General features: G+C 34.2%; 21 protein-coding genes. 12 read left to right on the top strand and 9 right to left on the bottom strand.

Annotated elements, in window-relative coordinates:
* Position 1 precedes the first annotated feature (1 nt).
* The 9 genes from CHHT_RS07790 to CHHT_RS07750 all read left to right on the top strand — a co-directional run bounded on the left by CHHT_RS07790 (position 2) and on the right by CHHT_RS07750 (position 6,979).
* Entirely contained in the window at positions 2 to 394 is a 393-nt protein-coding gene (locus tag CHHT_RS07790) for a biopolymer transporter ExbD (protein WP_034961972.1), read from the top strand.
* Positions 395 to 542: 148 nt separating this feature from the next.
* Positions 543 to 1,208 carry a TonB C-terminal domain-containing protein gene (locus tag CHHT_RS07785; protein ID WP_167540852.1) on the top strand — a complete coding sequence of 222 codons (666 nt, stop codon included), beginning with the start codon at positions 543 to 545 and terminating at the stop codon, positions 1,206 to 1,208.
* A gap of 2 nt (positions 1,209 to 1,210) precedes the next feature.
* Positions 1,211 to 2,473 (top strand): Tol-Pal system protein TolB, encoded by a 1,263-nt coding sequence (tolB, locus tag CHHT_RS07780; protein WP_034961974.1) that lies wholly within the window; start codon positions 1,211 to 1,213, stop codon positions 2,471 to 2,473.
* A 93-nt stretch (positions 2,474 to 2,566) separates the two neighbouring features.
* The gene (locus CHHT_RS07775; protein WP_034961976.1) at positions 2,567 to 3,085 is read left to right on the top strand and encodes an OmpA family protein; all 519 of its coding nucleotides are present in this window, start codon (positions 2,567 to 2,569) and stop codon (positions 3,083 to 3,085) included.
* A gap of 5 nt (positions 3,086 to 3,090) precedes the next feature.
* Entirely contained in the window at positions 3,091 to 3,978 is an 888-nt protein-coding gene (locus CHHT_RS07770; RefSeq protein WP_064019879.1) for a tetratricopeptide repeat protein, read from the top strand.
* Between the two features lie 24 nt (positions 3,979 to 4,002).
* A complete protein-coding gene (locus tag CHHT_RS07765; protein WP_034961978.1) occupies positions 4,003 to 4,620 on the top strand; it encodes an FKBP-type peptidyl-prolyl cis-trans isomerase in 618 nt (205 codons plus the stop codon).
* Positions 4,621 to 4,626: 6 nt separating this feature from the next.
* A complete protein-coding gene (fabD, locus tag CHHT_RS07760) occupies positions 4,627 to 5,544 on the top strand; it encodes an ACP S-malonyltransferase (RefSeq protein WP_034961980.1) in 918 nt (305 codons plus the stop codon).
* The gene (locus CHHT_RS07755; RefSeq protein WP_059426276.1) at positions 5,541 to 6,227 is read left to right on the top strand and encodes a 5'-methylthioadenosine/adenosylhomocysteine nucleosidase; all 687 of its coding nucleotides are present in this window, start codon (positions 5,541 to 5,543) and stop codon (positions 6,225 to 6,227) included. Before fabD ends, CHHT_RS07755 begins: the two co-directional genes overlap by 4 nt.
* Positions 6,224 to 6,979 carry a tRNA lysidine(34) synthetase gene (locus tag CHHT_RS07750; RefSeq protein WP_034961982.1) on the top strand — a complete coding sequence of 252 codons (756 nt, stop codon included), beginning with the start codon at positions 6,224 to 6,226 and terminating at the stop codon, positions 6,977 to 6,979. Before CHHT_RS07755 ends, CHHT_RS07750 begins: the two co-directional genes overlap by 4 nt.
* Before the next feature lie 42 nt (positions 6,980 to 7,021).
* Here the strand turns inward: CHHT_RS07750 and fliY are convergent, their stop codons facing one another.
* Genes fliY through aroQ form a run of 9 tightly spaced genes read right to left on the bottom strand, consistent with a single transcriptional unit; the run spans position 7,022 to position 14,106 of the window.
* The gene (gene fliY, locus CHHT_RS07745; protein WP_034961984.1) at positions 7,022 to 7,855 is read right to left on the bottom strand and encodes a flagellar motor switch protein FliY; all 834 of its coding nucleotides are present in this window, start codon (positions 7,853 to 7,855) and stop codon (positions 7,022 to 7,024) included.
* Positions 7,845 to 8,942: a flagellar motor switch protein FliM gene (gene fliM / locus CHHT_RS07740; RefSeq protein WP_034961986.1), complete on the bottom strand. Its 1,098-nt coding sequence runs from the start codon at positions 8,940 to 8,942 to the stop codon at positions 7,845 to 7,847. The genes fliY and fliM overlap by 11 nt, the downstream gene beginning before the upstream one ends.
* Positions 8,942 to 9,646: an RNA polymerase sigma factor FliA gene (locus CHHT_RS07735; protein WP_034961988.1), complete on the bottom strand. Its 705-nt coding sequence runs from the start codon at positions 9,644 to 9,646 to the stop codon at positions 8,942 to 8,944. The genes fliM and CHHT_RS07735 overlap by 1 nt, the downstream gene beginning before the upstream one ends.
* Positions 9,618 to 9,971, bottom strand: a complete 354-nt coding sequence (locus tag CHHT_RS07730) for a hypothetical protein (protein WP_034961991.1) — start codon at positions 9,969 to 9,971, stop codon at positions 9,618 to 9,620. Before CHHT_RS07730 ends, CHHT_RS07735 begins: the two co-directional genes overlap by 29 nt.
* Positions 9,972 to 9,985: 14 nt before the next feature.
* Complete coding sequence (locus CHHT_RS07725; protein WP_104066315.1) at positions 9,986 to 10,852, bottom strand: MinD/ParA family protein; 867 nt, start codon at positions 10,850 to 10,852, stop codon at positions 9,986 to 9,988.
* Positions 10,836 to 12,131: a flagellar biosynthesis GTPase FlhF gene (gene flhF, locus CHHT_RS07720; RefSeq protein WP_034961995.1), complete on the bottom strand. Its 1,296-nt coding sequence runs from the start codon at positions 12,129 to 12,131 to the stop codon at positions 10,836 to 10,838. Before flhF ends, CHHT_RS07725 begins: the two co-directional genes overlap by 17 nt.
* Positions 12,131 to 12,637, bottom strand: coding sequence for a 2-amino-4-hydroxy-6-hydroxymethyldihydropteridine diphosphokinase (gene folK / locus CHHT_RS07715; RefSeq protein ID WP_074898787.1), 507 nt, complete (start codon positions 12,635 to 12,637; stop codon positions 12,131 to 12,133). The genes flhF and folK overlap by 1 nt, the downstream gene beginning before the upstream one ends.
* A complete protein-coding gene (locus tag CHHT_RS07710; protein WP_034961999.1) occupies positions 12,618 to 13,643 on the bottom strand; it encodes a M24 family metallopeptidase in 1,026 nt (341 codons plus the stop codon). The genes folK and CHHT_RS07710 overlap by 20 nt, the downstream gene beginning before the upstream one ends.
* Complete coding sequence (aroQ, locus tag CHHT_RS07705; protein WP_172506210.1) at positions 13,636 to 14,106, bottom strand: type II 3-dehydroquinate dehydratase; 471 nt, start codon at positions 14,104 to 14,106, stop codon at positions 13,636 to 13,638. The genes CHHT_RS07710 and aroQ overlap by 8 nt, the downstream gene beginning before the upstream one ends.
* Before the next feature lie 105 nt (positions 14,107 to 14,211).
* Between aroQ and mqnF the strand changes: the two genes are divergently transcribed.
* Genes mqnF through CHHT_RS07690 form a run of 3 tightly spaced genes read left to right on the top strand, consistent with a single transcriptional unit; the run spans position 14,212 to position 16,957 of the window.
* Positions 14,212 to 15,435, top strand: coding sequence for an aminofutalosine deaminase family hydrolase (mqnF, locus tag CHHT_RS07700; RefSeq protein ID WP_034962004.1), 1,224 nt, complete (start codon positions 14,212 to 14,214; stop codon positions 15,433 to 15,435).
* On the top strand, positions 15,423 to 16,286 hold the full coding sequence (sppA, locus tag CHHT_RS07695) for a signal peptide peptidase SppA (protein WP_034962006.1): 864 nt from the start codon (positions 15,423 to 15,425) through the stop codon (positions 16,284 to 16,286). Before mqnF ends, sppA begins: the two co-directional genes overlap by 13 nt.
* On the top strand, positions 16,283 to 16,957 hold the full coding sequence (locus CHHT_RS07690) for an MOSC domain-containing protein (protein ID WP_034962008.1): 675 nt from the start codon (positions 16,283 to 16,285) through the stop codon (positions 16,955 to 16,957). The genes sppA and CHHT_RS07690 overlap by 4 nt, the downstream gene beginning before the upstream one ends.
* Positions 16,958 to 16,989 lie beyond the last annotated feature (32 nt).

The following is a 16,989-nucleotide window of genomic DNA, read 5'->3' as shown; positions in this document are numbered from 1 at the left end:
CATGATCAATCTCGATGAAACTCCGGAGTTAAATATAACTCCACTAGTTGATATTATGCTTGTGTTGCTTGCTATTTTGATGGTTACAACTCCAGCTATAATATATGAGGAGCAGATCACTCTTCCAGATGGTTCTAAAACTAAAGTCGTCTCTCAAAATTTAAAAAGTTTAACTGTAAGAATAGACGCACAAAGAAAAGTCTATATCAATCAAACTACTATAGATTTAAACGAGTTAGCAGATAACCTAGTTTTGATTTCACAAAAATACGATAAAGGCTCACCGGTTTATATAAAAGCCGATAAAAGACTTATATATGATGATGTTATGTTTGTATTAAAAAGCATGAAAAATGCAGGATTTACAAAAGTCGCATTAGAAACAAATGGCTAAAATATCTAAAAAAATCGGTGCTACGTATCCTACGTTTAGCTCTTTTATAATCGCATCTATAATATATATATGTATAATATTTTTTCTTTTTTTTAAAATTTATACAAGAGAAGATCCGAAAAAATATACAAATCAAAAAGATGCATTTATGGACGTTTATGTTGTTCAAACTGAAGTCGCAGATACTCTTATTGCTCCAAAACAAGCTGAAAAAAAAGTGGAAGCTAAGATAACAAAAGAACAAGAAGAACCCAAAGAAGAGCAGATAAAAACTACAAATAAACAGACTCCAGAGCCTCAAAAAGAAGAGCCGAAAAAAGAAGTTGCTCCACAAAAAGAGACTCCGAATGTAAATTTAAGTGAGCTTTTTAGTAATACTAAATTACCAGAAACAAAAAGTAGCACAAAACCTGAAGCCGTCCAAAGTAATAAGCAAAGTGCTAAAAAAACTGAATCTAGCTCAAAAAGTGCAAGCGACATATTTAAATCACTTCAAAAAGATATAACTTCTAAAGCTCCAAAAGCTGGAATGACCGGCGAATATAATAAATTTTTTGGAGATATAAGCGAAATAATCCAAAGAAAATGGGTTGTTTATAAAGCCGATACAAATAATAATGCAAAAGTTCAAGTTTTTATAGATAAATTTGGAAAACTGAGTTACAATATCATCTCTTTATCTTATGATAAAGAGTTTAATAATAAAGTCAGGGACTTTTTAGAAAGACTTAAAGAAGTAGAGTTTCCTGTCCCGCCAAATGGGCAAACAGCTTCTATTTCATTAACATTGATAGATCAAATTGATACGGAGTGAGAATGAGAAAAATATTTTTATTAGTTGCCTTATGTATGGGGCTTATCGCGGCTGACGCTACAATGGAAGTCGTAAATAAAGGGCTTGTTTTACCAAGAATTTTAGTTCAAGATGCGACTACAAATTTTTCAAATTCAGGACTTAAAAATAAATTTTTTAAGATCATGATAGGGGATTTGAAAGTTGGTTCATCATTTGAGGTTATAGAGGATTACTATACTAGCTCGTATGATGGTGATTTTAGAACAAATTTAGCAAATAGCAAAAATCCAGAGTTTATATTAAGATATGCTTTGAGTAATGCAGGATCTGGACTTGAGTTAAAAGTCAAGCTTTTAAATGCAAAAGATGGCTCTATAAGATATGAGAGTGTTTTTTCTCAAGGCGAGCTTGCTAAATTTCCATTTTTAGCACATAAAAGTGTAGCTGAGATAGCTAGGAATTTAAATTTATCCCCTATTGATTGGATGGATAAATCAATTATCATATCTCAATATACGTCTCCTGGAAAGAGTAATATAATAGTAGCAGACTATACGCTAACTTATCAAAAAGTTATACTAACAGGGGGATTAAATATTTTTCCAAAATGGGCAAATAAAGAGCAAAGTGCGTTTTATTATACATCATATATAAAGATGGTTCCGACATTATTTAGATATGATCTTGCTACTGGAAGAAAAACAAAGATAACGACGAGTGCTGGTATGATAGTCGCTTCAGACGTCAGTCAAGACGGTAGCAAACTTCTTTTAACAATGGCACCAGATGACCAAAGCGATATATTTGTTTATGATATAAACACAAAAAGAAAAACTAGAATCACTGATTTTAGAGGTATAGACGTAAATGGAAATTTTGTAGATAATGATACTAAAATAGTTTTTGTCAGCGATAGGCTAGGCTATCCTAATGTTTTTAGCACTAGCGTAAATGGTGGAGCCGTAGAGCAAATGGTATTTCACGGTAAAAACAATAACTCTGTGACTACATACCAAAATTATGTTGTTTATTCTAGTCGTGAAAGCTCTGGTTATAATACAAAAACATTTAATTTATATCTTATTTCTACAAAGAGCGATTATATAAGGCAGCTTACAGCTGGTGGAGTAAATACTTATCCTCGTTTTTCCGCAGATGGCGGTAGCGTGGTCTTTATAAAAAATTCCGGTGGAGAAAGCGCTGTTGGTATTATACGTATAAATGAGAATAAAAGTTTCCAATTTCCGCTTAGGATTGGTAAGCTACAATCAATTGATTGGTAAAGATTGTCTGTTTTTTAAAATTTATAATTTTTATGACACAAAAATTATAAATTATGATATAATTGCGTGAAAATTTTATTTAGAAGGTAGGAAATGAAAAATTTAGTTTTAGTTTCAGCTGTTGCTGCCGCTTTATTTGTGGCTGGTTGTAGTTCAAAAGCTCCTGAGGTTGACATGAATGCAGATGCAAATAAAATGTCAAATGACTCTATGTCAAATACTGATATGATGAGTGATGCAGAAAGACTAGCTGCTTTAGCAAATCAAATTCAAAGTCAAGTTAAAAATGTTTATTTCGACTTTGACAAATTCGCTATCCGTTCTGATATGCAAGAAGTTGTAAATACAAATGCTTCTTTATTTAATCAATCAGGTGCAGAAAGCCTAAAAATCATGATCGAAGGTAACTGCGACGAGTGGGGTAGTGATGAATATAACTATGCTCTAGGTGTAAAAAGAGCAAAAGCTGCTAAAGATTCTCTTGTAAATCAAGGCGTAAGCGAAGATAGAATTGAAATCACAAGTAACGGTGAGAGTAAACCTGTATGTACTGAAAAAACAAAAGCTTGCGACGCTCAAAATCGTCGTGATGAATTTAAAGTTCTTCCATAATCTTTATGAAAAGAAATTTCATCTTTGCGGCTCTATTTGGAGCCGCGAGTTTTCTTAGTGCTGAAGTTTCGGTGTTTGATGCAGGTAATATTAATCAAGATACTCCATATGGTCTTACGGAAAACGAAAAGATCTTATTAAAAAATAAACAAAAAGTAGAAAAATTAAATCAAAATATTGGTTCGGTACAATCTGATATTGCCAATGCGCAAGAAAATATAGAGGGACTTAGAACGGTTCTTGATGGTATCAATGCCAATAATCAAAAAATGGATAGCAGAATATCTGATTTAGAAAACAGAGTTAATGCAAATGATCTAAATTTAACCAGTGAAATTACTGAGTTGAAAAAAAGTCTAAAACAAAATCAAGATATACAAGAGAAAAATTATAAAAAAATTACACAAGCTATATCTGAATTAACTTCTTTAATCGATTCTATGAATAATCAAGATACTAAATCCTCAAAAACCGATTTAGAAAATAGCGACAAAGCTAAAGCTAACTCTTCTACAGTAGATAAACTAAATTTTGATGACAAGAAGTTATCTGAGGTACTAGAATATGCAGATCTTGCATATAAGAAAAAAGATTATGATAATTCAAAATCTGCTTATTTATATCTTGTAGATAAAAATCATAAACCAGCATATTCAAATTTTATGTTAGGCGAAATACTATATATACAAAAAGCCTATAAAGAGGCTATTCCGCATTATCAAAAGAGCGTGGAGCTTTACGATAAAGCTGATTATATGCCAAAATTATTATATCATACTGCTATTAGCTTTGATAAGATCGGTGATAAAAATAGTGCGAATAAATTCTATCACGCATTAAAACAAGCATACCCAAATAGTAAAGAAGCAAAAGCTTCACCAAATCGCAAGTAATTGCATAAATTTTTAGGAGAAAATATGTCAAAAGTAATAAAAATGTTCTATGAATTAAAAGATGCCAAAACAGGTGAGCTTTTAGAATCAAATATAGATGGGCAAGAAATAGCATTTGTATCTGGAAAAAATCAAGTTTTAGAATCTCTCGAAGCAGGAGTCATAAATCTTAAATCAGGTGAAAGTACTATTATATCTATTCCTGCTGCGCAAGGTGTCGGCGAGTATGATGAAGCAGCACTTCAAGTATTGCCAAAAGAGCAATTTGCCGGTATAGAATTAAATGAAGGTATGGAGCTTTTTGGCGAGGGTGAAGACGGAAGTAGCGTTAGAGTGATCGTAAAAGCAATCGGAGAAAATGAAGTTACCGTGGATTTTAATCATCCTTACGCGGGTAGAGATCTTGAGTTTAACGTTAAAATTACAGAAAATAGAGACGCAGATGCAGATGAGGAGCTAACTGGCGTTGTTGCTATGCCTCATGTTTGCGGATGTGGCGGACATGGGCATCATCATGAGCATGGTGGCGGTGGATGTTGTGGTGGACATGGTCATAATGAAGATCATGAAGATGGTGAGTGCTGCGGCGGTCACGGTCATGGTAAAGACGGCGGCGGATGCTGCGGAAAACATAATCACTAAGAGTTCATGATGGGTGATGTTGCCTTTTTATTTCCTGGCCAAGGCTCTCAAAGCTTTGGTATGGGGTTTGAAATTTATGAAAATTTCAAAACTGCAGAAGACCTTTTAGATAGTGCTAGCGATTTTTGTAAGATCGATTTTAAAGAGCTTATGTTTAAAGAAAACGATCGCTTAAGTATATCTGAATTTACTCAACCTGCTATTGTTTTGAATTCTTTTATGTGTTTTCTTGCTTTCAAAGAAAATATCGATAGCAATGCTAAATTTGCACTCGGCCATTCGCTCGGTGAGTTTTCTGCTCTTAGTGTTAGCGGTGGTTTTGATATGCTAAATGCTATAAAGCTTGTTCATTTAAGAGGTAAATTTATGAGCGAAGCTTGTCAAGGTAAAAATGCTGGAATGATGGTTATCCTTGGTTTAAATGATGATATTGTAAAAGATATTTGCGAGAAATCATCAAAAAGTGTTTGGGCTGCAAACTATAACTGTGATGGACAAATAGTGGTAGCCGGAGTAAAAAGTGATCTTGTGGAACTTGAGCCTGTATTTAAAGAAGCCGGTGCTAAAAGAGCTATGCTTCTAGATATGAGCGTAGCTAGTCACTGTCCGCTTCTTGATAGTGCTAGCATTAAGCTCTATGATGAGCTTAAATGTCTTATAAAAGATGAGTTTTCTCCTGTCATATCAAATGTCACGGCTAAGTCTTATACTAGTAAAGCAGATGCTTTGGAGCTTTTAAAGCTTCAGTTGGTAAAACCTGTTTTGTATAAACAAAGTATTAAAAATTATGAAAACGATATCGATTGTTTTATAGAGTTTGGCTCTAGCGTATTAAAAGGACTAAACAAAAAGATAACATCAAAACCTACTTATAGCATTTCAAATTTAAGCTCTTTAGAAGATAGTTTAAAGGCGTTAGCATGAAAATAGCAATTCTTGGTGCTATGTCAGATGAGATAGCACCGCTTTTAGATAAACTGCAAAATTACGAAACTATAAAATATGCTAAAAATGAGTTTTATTTAGCTAAATATAAAAATCATGACCTTGTTATAGCTTATTCAAAGATAGGCAAGGTAAACTCTACCTTAACTGCTACGCTACTTATAGAAAAATTCGGTTGTGAGATATTGCTATTTACTGGAGTTGCTGGAGCATTAAATGAAAAATTAAAAATAGGCGATATCCTTTATACTACAAGTACGGTTCAGCACGATCTCGATATAAGTGCATTCGGACATCCTTATGGCTATGTGCCTGGTATAAATGTGTATGAAAAAACAGATGAAAAACTGAATAATATAGCAAAAAAAGTTGCTGCTAAAAATGGTGTAAATCTTGTTAGTGGAGTTATAGCTAGTGGAGATCAGTTTATATGTGATCCTGTGAAAAAAGAGTGGATCAAATCTACTTTTGATGCGGATGCCGTGGAGATGGAAGGTGCTAGCGTTGGACAAGTATGTGCTACTCTTGATATTCCATACTTTTTGATGAGGGCTATAAGTGATGAAGCAGGCGGCGGTGCCGAGATCGACTTTGATAAGTTTGTGGTAGAAGTTGCAAATACATCTGCTAAATTTGTACTTGATATGGTAGAGTATTTATGATAGATCTAAGTAAAAAGCTCATTCGTCAAGTTGGTCAAACAAATGCTAAATATAAGATGTTTGAGAAAGACGATAAAATACTTCTTGGGCTAAGTGGCGGTAAAGATAGCTTAGCTTTGGCTCATATACTAAAGCATTTTCAAAACGTTACTCCAGATAAATTTGAGTTTGAAGCCGTAACGCTTAGCTATGGTATGGGCGAGGACTATGCGTACTTGACTAAACATTGCAATGCACATGGTATAAAGCATAGTGTTATCGATAGCTCTATATTTGAAATAAGCAAAGATAAAATCAGAAAAAATTCGAGTTTTTGTAGCTTTTTTAGCCGTATGAGACGTGGATATCTTTATACTTATGCGCTTGAGCACGGTTTCAATAAACTAGCGATCGCTCATCATCTTGATGACGCGGCTGAGAGTTTTTTTATGAATTTTACTTACAACGGTGCTTTAAGAACACTTGCTCCAAAATACAGAGCGAAAAATGGACTAGTGTTGATACGACCTCTCATAAATGTCAGAGAGCGTCAGCTTAGAGATAATGCTACTAGAAATAATCTCTTTGTCATAGGCGATGAAGCGTGTCCTGCGATGAGATTTGACGTGAAAATGCCCCACGCTAGATATGAAACAAAACAGCTTTTAGCACAGCTTGAAAAAGAAAATCCAAAGCTATTTACTAGCTTACAAGCTGCGTTTGAAAATATACATACAGATACTTTTTTTGCGCAAAAAGATCAAGAGATATAGACTTATTTAAATTTAAAATACCTAAATTTAAATAAGCTTTTTTTATTTTAATTGTTCAAGTCTCTCTTTTTTACTACCTATTTCAGTGATCTGAACTCCAAAGTTTCCATCTATGATAACGACTTCGCCAAGAGCAACTGGTTTATCGCCTATAAGAACTTCTAAAGGATCATTTGCTAGTTGATTTAGTTCTATAACAGATCCTATATCCATGGATAATACGTCTTTTAGTAACATTTTTTTAGATCCTATCCTAACTCTTATAGGTAGTCTTACATCCATGATAAGACCTATATTTTTTATTTCATCTGCTATTTCAACTTTATGAGTTCCTGATTCTTTATTTTCGCTGTGAGCTGGTTTATTAAAATACTTATCAAAAGCCAAATCCACAACTATACCTAGTTGCTCATTTAGTGATTCTATATTTGCCGTATATAAAAATAGTTTTTGATATGAGCTTAGCTCTAAAACTCCTGATTCGTCTAAAAATACTACTTTAGTAACTTCGAAATTTAGCTTTGGTAGTTCTTTTTGTGCATTTAAATTTGTAGATACGGCGCTCATTATATTTGAAAAGATCTCTTTGCTAGCGTCTAGCTCGTCGTCTCCTATATTTTCATTTCCGCTAAGCTCTTCTTCTCCTAACATATAATCATTTATAGCGCTGATGAGTAGTGGGGAAGCTAGTAGAACTATTTTCGCATCTATATCTCCGCTTACGCTTACATTTGCCATGACTACTGGAGGTTTTATCCCGTTTTGTTTATCTGCATCGAATTCGCCGATATCAGTGAGGTTTAAAGTATGACCAGTTAGCCCCTCTACAGTGGCTCCTGCCTCACTTGTAAATACTTCTAAAAATTTATTCATCATATTCTTCTTCCTCCGGTTCTTCTTCGGTTTGCTCTTGATATGCCATTATTTTGGCTTTTCTCTCTTCTTCATATTGTTCTAATATCGACTTTATCTCGTCTTTATCGGTTTTGATAAGTTCTTCTATCTTTATGGATTTTCTAAATCTATGAAGTCCGATTTGTGCTAAAAATACATCTTTTTTATCTATGCAAACTATTGCTTTATCATCGGCGCTTCTATCGAGTCTTAAGATATCGCCTTCTTTTAAATTTAAAAACTCATTTACGCTGATAACTGTTTTTCCTAAAATCGCTTCATATAGGACTTCTGCACGACCGATGAGTGTTTTTAGCTCTTTGTTGCGACTTTTTTTAGCGCTTGTTTCTCCGAGCATTATATCACGATTTGCTAGGCGACTTAAAATCGGCTCTAAATAGATCACGGGATAACATAAATTTATCATTCCGCTTGAGTTTCCGATGATGATCTCCATAACTACCATTATGACTATTTCATTTTGACTGACGATCTGAACGACATTTGGTGAGCTTTCTTTGGCTTCGACGTTTGGATACATATCAGTTATCATTGACCAGCTCTCTTTTAAGCGTTGCATCATTATGCGAAGTATCGCATCAAGCAGGTTTATCTCGATATCAGTAAGCTCTCTGTTACTTTCAAAACCATCGCCATTTCCGCCTAGAAGACGATCTATCATAGGAAAAGCAATACTTGGATTTATCTCTAAAACGCAGTTTCCATCAAGCGGTTTTATAGAAAATACATTAAAGCTAGTCGGACTTGGCAAACTCATCAAAAACTCGCCATAAGTCATTTGATCTACGCTGTGAAGTCTTATTTCGACTATACTTCTCATAATGCTTGAAATTTGACTGGCAAGATTTCGCGCGAGCTTATCGTGTATGCCTTTTACTGCTCGTAGCTGCTCTTTACTAACACGGTTTGGTCTTTTGAAATCATAGATTATTACTTGCTTTGGCTCTTCTGGATGTAAATTTACTTCAGTGGCAGCAGCAGTATCTCCGTCTTCATCGACTACTTGCAGCAGGGCATCGATCTCTTCTTGACTTAAAATATCAGCCATTAAAATCCTAGCCTTTCTCTAATTTTTGTTATAAGTCTTTTATGAATTTGACTAATTCTCGACTCTGTTATACCTAAAATTTCACTCATCTCTTTTAAATTTAACTCTTCATAATAATAAAGTTGGATAATCGTCTGCTCACGCTCATCAAAATCTTCTAAAACTTCTGTTATTTTTTCTATGAGTTCGTCTTTTTCTATCTTTGATTCTACATTTGTATCACTAAGGAGCTCAAATTGTTCGTCTATAGGAAGTACTGCGGATACGTCACTTAAATTTCTAGCTTCCCTGATTTTGCTCTCTTCGATACCTAGTAAATTTGCTAAATAATCATCGCCTGGTTCGCATTCGAATTTATTAAAATATTCATCAATTGCGTTATCTATCTCTTTTATGAGTTTTCTATTGCCTCTGCTTATAAAATCCAAACTTCTTAGATAATCAAGCATAGAGCCATAAACTCTTTGTTTTACGTATCCCCAAAAATTGTCATTTTGCTCTTTATCATAAGTGCGAGAAAGTTTTACCATAGCAGCAGCTCCTACGCTGATCAAATCACTCACGTCTATAGAACTAGGAAGTCTAGCTTTTAGTTTAAATGCCATAGCTTTGAGTGCTGGCATATATGCTACTACAAGATCATCTTGCTCTTTTTTTATAGCATTTTTGTATGCGTCAAGCTGCTTTTGCTTTAACTCGTTCATGCTTTTTGCTCTGTTTTTTTAATATTGTTTTTGGGTCAAGTGAGGTATTTATAATGCCTTCTATCCGTTTTTCTCTAAGTGCTAGTTCGTCTATAAGATAGTCATTGACTTCCTCATATTCTTCTTTGTTAAAGTATTTTTTACCTATTTTATTTGCATCGACGTAATTCATAATAACAATATGTACCATAAGATAGAAAAATAGGGTTATAAGTAGCGTATAAAGGATAAGTTCTGATGGATCAGTCGCTTTTAAGATCACAAAAACTAGTCCCATAAAAAAGCCGCAAACCGTAAAAAAAGCTATAAAATTATCTGTTTTCAATTTGTCCAACCTAGTTAAAATTGTTCTACTAGACGCTTAAAAAAGCCTCCGAAGCTTCTATCTTCTTTGTCATTAAGCACTTTTCGTTCCAATTTATAAAGAAGTTTGCTTGCCGCCTTTTTTAGCTCTATACTAGGACCTATATGAGGAGCGTCATCACTAAATAAAGTTCTTTGTTTTATGCTCTTTGATATTATTTTATCTGCCTCGATATATCCAAGAAGTTCTAGATCTAACTCATTTTTGATATTTAATTTCGCTACTTTTTTTATATTTTCATAAATTTTTATCGCTTCAGCCTCATTTTTTACCATATTTAGTAGCATAAAAATATCTTTTTTCATTTTAGAAGTGATTTTTATAGTCGCGTAAGCATCTGTTATGGCTGCTGGATCTGGCACTGTGACTACTATGATCTCATCGCAAGCATTTAAAAATACCTGTGTATTTGAGCCGATCCCAGCTCCAGTATCTATGATAAGAAAATCAAATCCATCAAGAGTATTTGCTTCTTCTAAAAACTTTTCCATTAAAAATTGATCATTAAATTTAAAGATCTCATCGCCGCTGTCTCCTGGTATTAGCGTAAGTCCTTCTTTTACTTGTATCAAGATATCGCTAAGTGTGCATTCGCCTTTTAAGACATTTAGGATATTTTTTCTTATCTTTACGTTTAAGATAACGTCTAAATTTGCAAGCCCTATATCTGCATCAAAAAGAGCTATTTTATAACCGTTTTTTGCTAGGATATTTGCTAAATTTGCGCTGATTGTGGATTTGCCTACACCACCTTTACCGCTGGTTACTGCTATAAAGTGAGTTGATTTTTTCGGTTTGGAGGGCACTGACATAAGTTCTCTTAGCTTATCTGCTTGATCCATCGTCATCTCCTTTGTTAAAACCTTCTAAAACACACTCAACCAAAAATTCGCTTTTCGCTTCTACTATATCATCAGGCACATTTTGTCCTGTTGAAAAATAGCTAACTGGAGTATTTGTTTCATAAACTAGCGAAAAAACATTTCCAAATATTTTTGTTTCGTCAAATTTAGTTATGATAAGAGTATCTATATCTAAAAATGAAAAATTATCATAAATTTCTAATAGATCTTCTATTTTTGAACCAGCGGAAAGTACTAAATTCACGTCTATTTTAGCTCCGCTTCCTTTTAAAAAATTATCAAGTCTAATGAGCTTATCTCTATCGTACTGGCTACTACCCATAGTGTCTATGAGTATAAGATCGCAGTTACTCAAACTCTTTAATGCAGATTTAAAATCATCTAGTTCTATGGCATCAAGTATAGGTATGCTCATTATCTTAGCATATTGAAACAGCTGTTCTACGGCGCCTAGTCTGTACGTATCAAGAGTGATGATCCCTGTTTTATATCTGATATCGCCTGAGTGAGCGAATTTATAAGCAAGTTTTGAAAGTGTCGTAGTTTTTCCGACTCCTGTTGGTCCTACGAACATCATTATTTTTTGTTTTTTTATGTCTAATCCTGTATTTCTGCAAGGTAGCATATTTCGTAAAAGCGAATAGAAGTATCTTTTTACCGCAGTAGGATTTGTTTTCATGGAAGTTGGCATATTTTGTATAGTTATCTCTAAGATAGATTTTAGATGCTCGTTTTTCATACCGCTTTGTTTTGCAAGCTTATATATAGTAGAAAACTCCGGAGGAATGGCTATATCATCTCTATTCTCACTTTTATCGTCCCAGATCATATCTGCGATAAGCGAAATTTTATCATTTAGCTTATTTACTTGTTTGGCGACGTCTTCTATTTTTTTGTTATATTCTTCATTTGCGCTTACGTTAGTATTTTGATTTGTATTTATATTTGCGGCTTTACTGATCTCTTTTGCTGCTTTTGAGATATTTAAAAGAACGCTTTCATCGCTTTTTGGTGACTCAGGCAACTTCGTATAAGCCGAAATTTGCTGTTTTATACTCTCTATACTTTCTTTTGAAGGGGCTGCTTTTTGAGTATCTTCTACGCTTACTAATATCTCATATATTGGTTTTTTGTTTAGAGTTTTTGGCTGAATTTGTTTAGTAGTCACTAGCATAGCACTCTCGCCGCACTCTTCTTTTGCTTTTTTGAGTGCCTCGATCGCACTCTCGCCCGTAAAGGTTTTAAGCACCGTAGCCATTATATTCCTTTCATCGATCCTATAGGAATTATCACGCTGAGTCTATCATTTGCTCCTGGATGAGGCAAAATCAGTCTTTGTGAATTTCTAATCTTTTTATCAAAATACAAAATATCTATATCAAGAGTTCTTGGAGCGTTTCTAAAGCTCCTGATCCTACCGAAAATTTTCTCGTAATGTTGCATAATTTTTAAAACATCAGCAGCATAAAAAGAAGATTTGACTAGTAAGACCGCATTTAAAAAATCAGCTTGTTTAGTATATCCAAAAGCTTTGTTTTTAAGTATCAAAGAACACTCTTTTACGAAAAATCTTCTATCTTTTTTTAGTTTATACAAAAAAAGCTCAAAGCGTTTTTTTGTATCTCCCACATTTCCTCCGATACCTAGCAAAAACGAGTTTTTAAACTCATTCCCACCATCTTTGAAATTCGGGAAAAAATGTGATCTTACTACGCTTCTAGCTTCATTGCAAATAAATGCGTTATTATAAGATTTCACATCCATTTTCCGTTACTACCACCACGTCTTCGATACGTACACCAAATTCGTTTTCTATATAAATTCCTGGTTCTACGCTAAAGACCATACCTTCTTTAAGTACTGTTTTATCTGTTTTGTTGATGCTTGGCAACTCGTGGATATCAAGCCCTACGCCATGTCCAGTTGAGTGAAAAAACTCTTTTTCATAGCCAAATTTTGCTATAACTCTTCTTGCTGCCTTGTCTATCTCGTCAGCTAAAATACCAGGCTTTATCGCTTTTATCGCTTCGTTTTGCGCCTCTTTTACTATGCTAAAAATATCATTTTGTTTATTTGATCTGAATTTCTGATTTTTATCAAATTTAAAACCGTTTTGCACACATACTGTTCTTGTTCTATCTGAGCAATATCTTTTGAATTTTACCCCGGCATCGACTAATAAAAGATCGCCTTCTGCTAGTTTTGTATCAGTAGGCATTGCGTGAGCTTTTGCCGCGTTTGCGTTTATGGCTACGATAGGTTCAAAGCTAAGTCCTAAATTTCCGCTATCTTTAAATATATTTTGAGCATGGAAATTTAGCTCTTTTTCACTCATACCAAGACCGAATTTATTTATAAACTCGCCAAACTCATCGAATTTATCCGCCCCTAGTTTTGCGGCCATCAACAGAGTTTCTATCTCTTGCTTCATTTTTATCATTCTTTTTAGCTTTGAGAATTCGTTTTTTGCTATGAAATTTATACCCAAGTTTTTACTTAAACTTTGATACTCCAAAACGCTAAAATCCGCTGGATTAAAATCGATATCTTTTATGCCTAAAGACCTTAAAAGTAGCCTTGCTTCTTTTATTATATTTCTGCTTGTTTGTACGACGATGGCATTTTTAACGTTTTGTTTTGCTTCTATAAAATATCTAGCGTCCGTTAAAAAAAACGCATCATCTTTGGATTTTATATAAATTTCATTATCGCAACTGTATCCGCACTCATAAAATACGGCATTTTCATCTTTTAAGATAAAATTATGCATTATTTTGTGATCTGGCTTTTATGGCTTTTATTTGTTCAAAAATTTGTATCATACCTATCATAGCTAGATGGTATCCTACTGGTCCAAAACCTACTATTTGTCCTGCGCAAACAGGCGCTATAAGGCTTTTTTGACGGAATTCTTCTCTTTGGTGGATGTTGCTTATATGGACTTCGATCGTAGGAAGTTTTACCGCTGATATGGCGTCGCGGATAGCTACTGAAGTATGAGTATAGCCGGCTGGATTTATGATGATACCATCAAATTCTCCTAGGCATTCTTGGATCTTATCTACTATTTCACCTTCAAAATTTGTTTGAAAAAACTCAATATCAAGATTTGCTTGATCAGCAACCGTTTTCATCTGTTCGTGTATGCCTTCCATACTCATAACACCGTAAATATTTGTCTCTCTGCGACCTAACATATTGATGTTTGGTCCTTGTATAACCATTATTTTCATCTTGCCTTCCATAAAAAATCCTTAAAAAATATTTTAACTACGATTGTACAAAAATATTGCTAAATTTTTGCTATAATTTTTTTCCTTTTACGTTAGGACAATATAATGAAAATAATAAAAGCCAAATACATAATAACTTGCAATGATGAATTTGATATCTTGCAAAACATGAGCATCGCCTTTGATGAGATCATAAGATCTATAGGTAAATTTGATGAACTTGTTTTGATGTATCCAGACGCTGAAATTTTTGATTTTTCGAATGATATCATCTCTGCGGCGTTTATAAATCCACATACGCATTTGGAGTTTAGCTCTAATGTTTCAAGCCTTGATTATGGCGATTTCTTGCTTTGGTTAAAAAGCGTTATAAGCTTTAGAGATAGCTTAAGCGATGAGGCTAAAAACTTGGTCATGAAAGAAGCTATAACAAGCATCTTAAAAAGTGGAGTTAGCACGATAGGCGAGATCTCAAGCTTTGGAAAAGATACAGAAATTTGTGCGAATTCAAAAGCTAGATTTGTTTTTTTTAATGAAATTTTAGGTACAAATGATAAAGCAATAGATGAATGTTTTGATAAATTTATGACTAGATTTAATGCAAGTTTAGAGTATAAAAGCGATAAATTTATACCGGCTATCTCTGTCCATTCGCCATATTCTACGCACCCAGAACTTACTAAAAAAGCACTAAATTTAGCTAGAGAGAAAGATCTTTTAGTTAGCACTCATTTTTTAGAAAGCGAACATGAAAAAATGTGGCTAGAAAGTGGAAGCGGCGAGTTTAAATCTTGGTTATCAAGCTTTACTCCAAATCCCACTCCGCTTTACTCTCCAAGTCAATTTTTAGCGAATTTTAGCGGCGTGAGAGCGCTTTTTACTCACTGCGTTTGGAGTGATGATTATCTTGAGTTTTTTGATAAAAACTTACATAGCGTTACTACTTGCGCAGTCTCAAATAGGCTTTTAGGACAAAGAAGACTAAATTTAAATAAAATAATAGAACAGAATCTATCTTTAAATATCGCAACAGACGGGCTTAGCTCAAACATCAGTCTGAATTTTTTTGATGAACTTAGAGCGTTTTTATGGACACACTGTGAATTTGAGCTAAATTTCTTAGCTAAATTTGCTCTTTTGGCTTCTACAAACTGGGCGGCAAGGGCGCTAAATTTAAATTTAGGTATTTTATCTAGTGGAAGGATTGCTGATATAGCAGTATATAAAGGGCTTGATGTTAGAGATAGCACTCAGTTAGCAACTGAGCTCATACTGCATACAAAAGAAGTTAAAAAATTATTTATAAAGGGTGATGAATGCAAATTTTAAAGCTTATATTTTCGCCGTTTGTGGCTATTTTTAAATTTATCAATACGTATTTTAAAACGTGTGTTTTTTTGTTTATCGTAGCGCTTGTTTTATTTAGCGGCGATAAGGTTTCAAATCCAAATTTAACGCAGATATCTCTAAATGGCGCTATAGTTGATGAAAAAACGGTTTTAGATCAAATTTACGAAGCTATGGATGATGAGTCTATAAAGGGCGTTTTATTTGACGTAGATAGTCCAGGTGGCGCTTTGGCTCCTAGCATTGCCATAAGCGACGCTTTGCGTGAGCTAAAAGCCAAAAAACCGGTTCTTGCTTACGCGAGTGGAACTATGGCGAGTGGAAGTTATTACGCTAGTATTTGGGCGGATAAAATTTATGCAAACCGTGGAAGTTTTATAGGATCTATCGGCGTGATAATGCAAGGTGCAAATATAGAAGAGTTAGCAAATAAAATAGGCATCAAAACTCAAACCATAAAAGCCGGGGAATTTAAAGAAGCTGGTGCGTTTTATCGTGCGTGGAGTAAAGCAGAAAAAGATGAGCTTCAAAATTTGGTTAATAAAAGTTATGAGCTGTTCTACGGTGACGTAGCAAAAGCTAGAAAGCTAAATTTAAACGACGTGGATATTTGGGCTAATGCTAGAGTGTTTTTAGCAAATGACGCTCTAAAGCTTGGATTGATAGACGGAATCAAAAGCTATCGTGACGCTAAAAAAGAGCTTGAGATCTTAAGCGGAGTGGAAAATCCTATCTGGAAAGAGCGTCCGGTGTTTGATAAGTTTATATCGAATTTTACTAAAGAAAGTGCGAATTTAATGTTTAGAATATTTTTTGGAAATGAGGTGAGATGAAGCTTCATTCTTTGCATATAGGCAAGTTGCATCGAGTAGAAGAGGGTAAAAACATAAAAGTCGTTTTTGAAACGGGTATGCTTAAAGATAGCATTAATGGTGAGGTTTTTTGCACTCAAATGGGCTTTATAGGCGATTGTGTAAGTGATACTAAAAACCATGGTGGACTAGAAAAAGCGGTTTTTGCAAATAGTTTGCAAAATTACGCTATTTGGTCGAAATATCTAAAAAAAGATATGAAGATCGGCTTTATGGGTGAAAACTTATGCATAGATGGACTAGATGAAAATAAAGTATGCGTGGGCGATATACACAAAATAGGTTCGCTTGTTTTACAAGTATCTCAGCCTAGAAAACCTTGTTTTAAGATATCTGGTGTTTGGGACGATAAAGGTTTTACTAAAGAGATATTTAAAACTGGGCTAACTGGCTGGTATTACCGTGTTTTAGAAGCAGGAAGCGCTAAACGCGGCGATGAGATAGAGATCGTAAAAAAGGACGAAGTTTGTATGAGCGTAATGGAAGTAAATATGCTTTTTTATGATCCAAAAAATCATCTAAATTTGATGGATAAATTTAAGAGATTAAAGACTTTAAGTAGTGGTTGGGAGAGTGTTATAGCAAAGCGTATAAAAGGTGTCTATGACAATTCTTATATGAGTGAGTTGTAAAATATAAAAAAGGATCTGACCGGTAGTTCCGG

Origin of the sequence: Campylobacter hyointestinalis subsp. hyointestinalis (assembly GCF_013372145.1) — a bacterium.
Taxonomy (GTDB): Bacteria; Campylobacterota; Campylobacteria; order Campylobacterales; family Campylobacteraceae; genus Campylobacter; species Campylobacter hyointestinalis.
This window is presented reverse-complemented; position numbering and strand designations above follow the sequence as displayed.

What these genes read in the sequence shown, in the direction of transcription:
- CHHT_RS07790 (WP_034961972.1), top strand. Translation starts at nt 2, where the DNA reads ATGATCAATCTCGATGAAACTCCGGAGTTAAATATAACTCCACTAGTT.
- CHHT_RS07785 (WP_167540852.1), top strand. Translation starts at nt 543, where the DNA reads ATGGACGTTTATGTTGTTCAAACTGAAGTCGCAGATACTCTTATTGCT.
- tolB (WP_034961974.1), top strand. Translation starts at nt 1,211, where the DNA reads ATGAGAAAAATATTTTTATTAGTTGCCTTATGTATGGGGCTTATCGCG.
- CHHT_RS07775 (WP_034961976.1), top strand. Translation starts at nt 2,567, where the DNA reads ATGAAAAATTTAGTTTTAGTTTCAGCTGTTGCTGCCGCTTTATTTGTG.
- CHHT_RS07770 (WP_064019879.1), top strand. Translation starts at nt 3,091, where the DNA reads ATGAAAAGAAATTTCATCTTTGCGGCTCTATTTGGAGCCGCGAGTTTT.
- CHHT_RS07765 (WP_034961978.1), top strand. Translation starts at nt 4,003, where the DNA reads ATGTCAAAAGTAATAAAAATGTTCTATGAATTAAAAGATGCCAAAACA.
- fabD (WP_034961980.1), top strand. Translation starts at nt 4,627, where the DNA reads ATGATGGGTGATGTTGCCTTTTTATTTCCTGGCCAAGGCTCTCAAAGC.
- CHHT_RS07755 (WP_059426276.1), top strand. Translation starts at nt 5,541, where the DNA reads ATGAAAATAGCAATTCTTGGTGCTATGTCAGATGAGATAGCACCGCTT.
- CHHT_RS07750 (WP_034961982.1), top strand. Translation starts at nt 6,224, where the DNA reads ATGATAGATCTAAGTAAAAAGCTCATTCGTCAAGTTGGTCAAACAAAT.
- fliY (WP_034961984.1), bottom strand. Translation starts at nt 7,855, where the DNA reads ATGATGAATAAATTTTTAGAAGTATTTACAAGTGAGGCAGGAGCCACT.
- fliM (WP_034961986.1), bottom strand. Translation starts at nt 8,942, where the DNA reads ATGGCTGATATTTTAAGTCAAGAAGAGATCGATGCCCTGCTGCAAGTA.
- CHHT_RS07735 (WP_034961988.1), bottom strand. Translation starts at nt 9,646, where the DNA reads ATGAACGAGTTAAAGCAAAAGCAGCTTGACGCATACAAAAATGCTATA.
- CHHT_RS07725 (WP_104066315.1), bottom strand. Translation starts at nt 10,852, where the DNA reads ATGGATCAAGCAGATAAGCTAAGAGAACTTATGTCAGTGCCCTCCAAA.
- flhF (WP_034961995.1), bottom strand. Translation starts at nt 12,131, where the DNA reads ATGGCTACGGTGCTTAAAACCTTTACGGGCGAGAGTGCGATCGAGGCA.
- folK (WP_074898787.1), bottom strand. Translation starts at nt 12,637, where the DNA reads ATGGATGTGAAATCTTATAATAACGCATTTATTTGCAATGAAGCTAGA.
- CHHT_RS07710 (WP_034961999.1), bottom strand. Translation starts at nt 13,643, where the DNA reads ATGCATAATTTTATCTTAAAAGATGAAAATGCCGTATTTTATGAGTGC.
- aroQ (WP_172506210.1), bottom strand. Translation starts at nt 14,106, where the DNA reads ATGAAAATAATGGTTATACAAGGACCAAACATCAATATGTTAGGTCGC.
- mqnF (WP_034962004.1), top strand. Translation starts at nt 14,212, where the DNA reads ATGAAAATAATAAAAGCCAAATACATAATAACTTGCAATGATGAATTT.
- sppA (WP_034962006.1), top strand. Translation starts at nt 15,423, where the DNA reads ATGCAAATTTTAAAGCTTATATTTTCGCCGTTTGTGGCTATTTTTAAA.
- CHHT_RS07690 (WP_034962008.1), top strand. Translation starts at nt 16,283, where the DNA reads ATGAAGCTTCATTCTTTGCATATAGGCAAGTTGCATCGAGTAGAAGAG.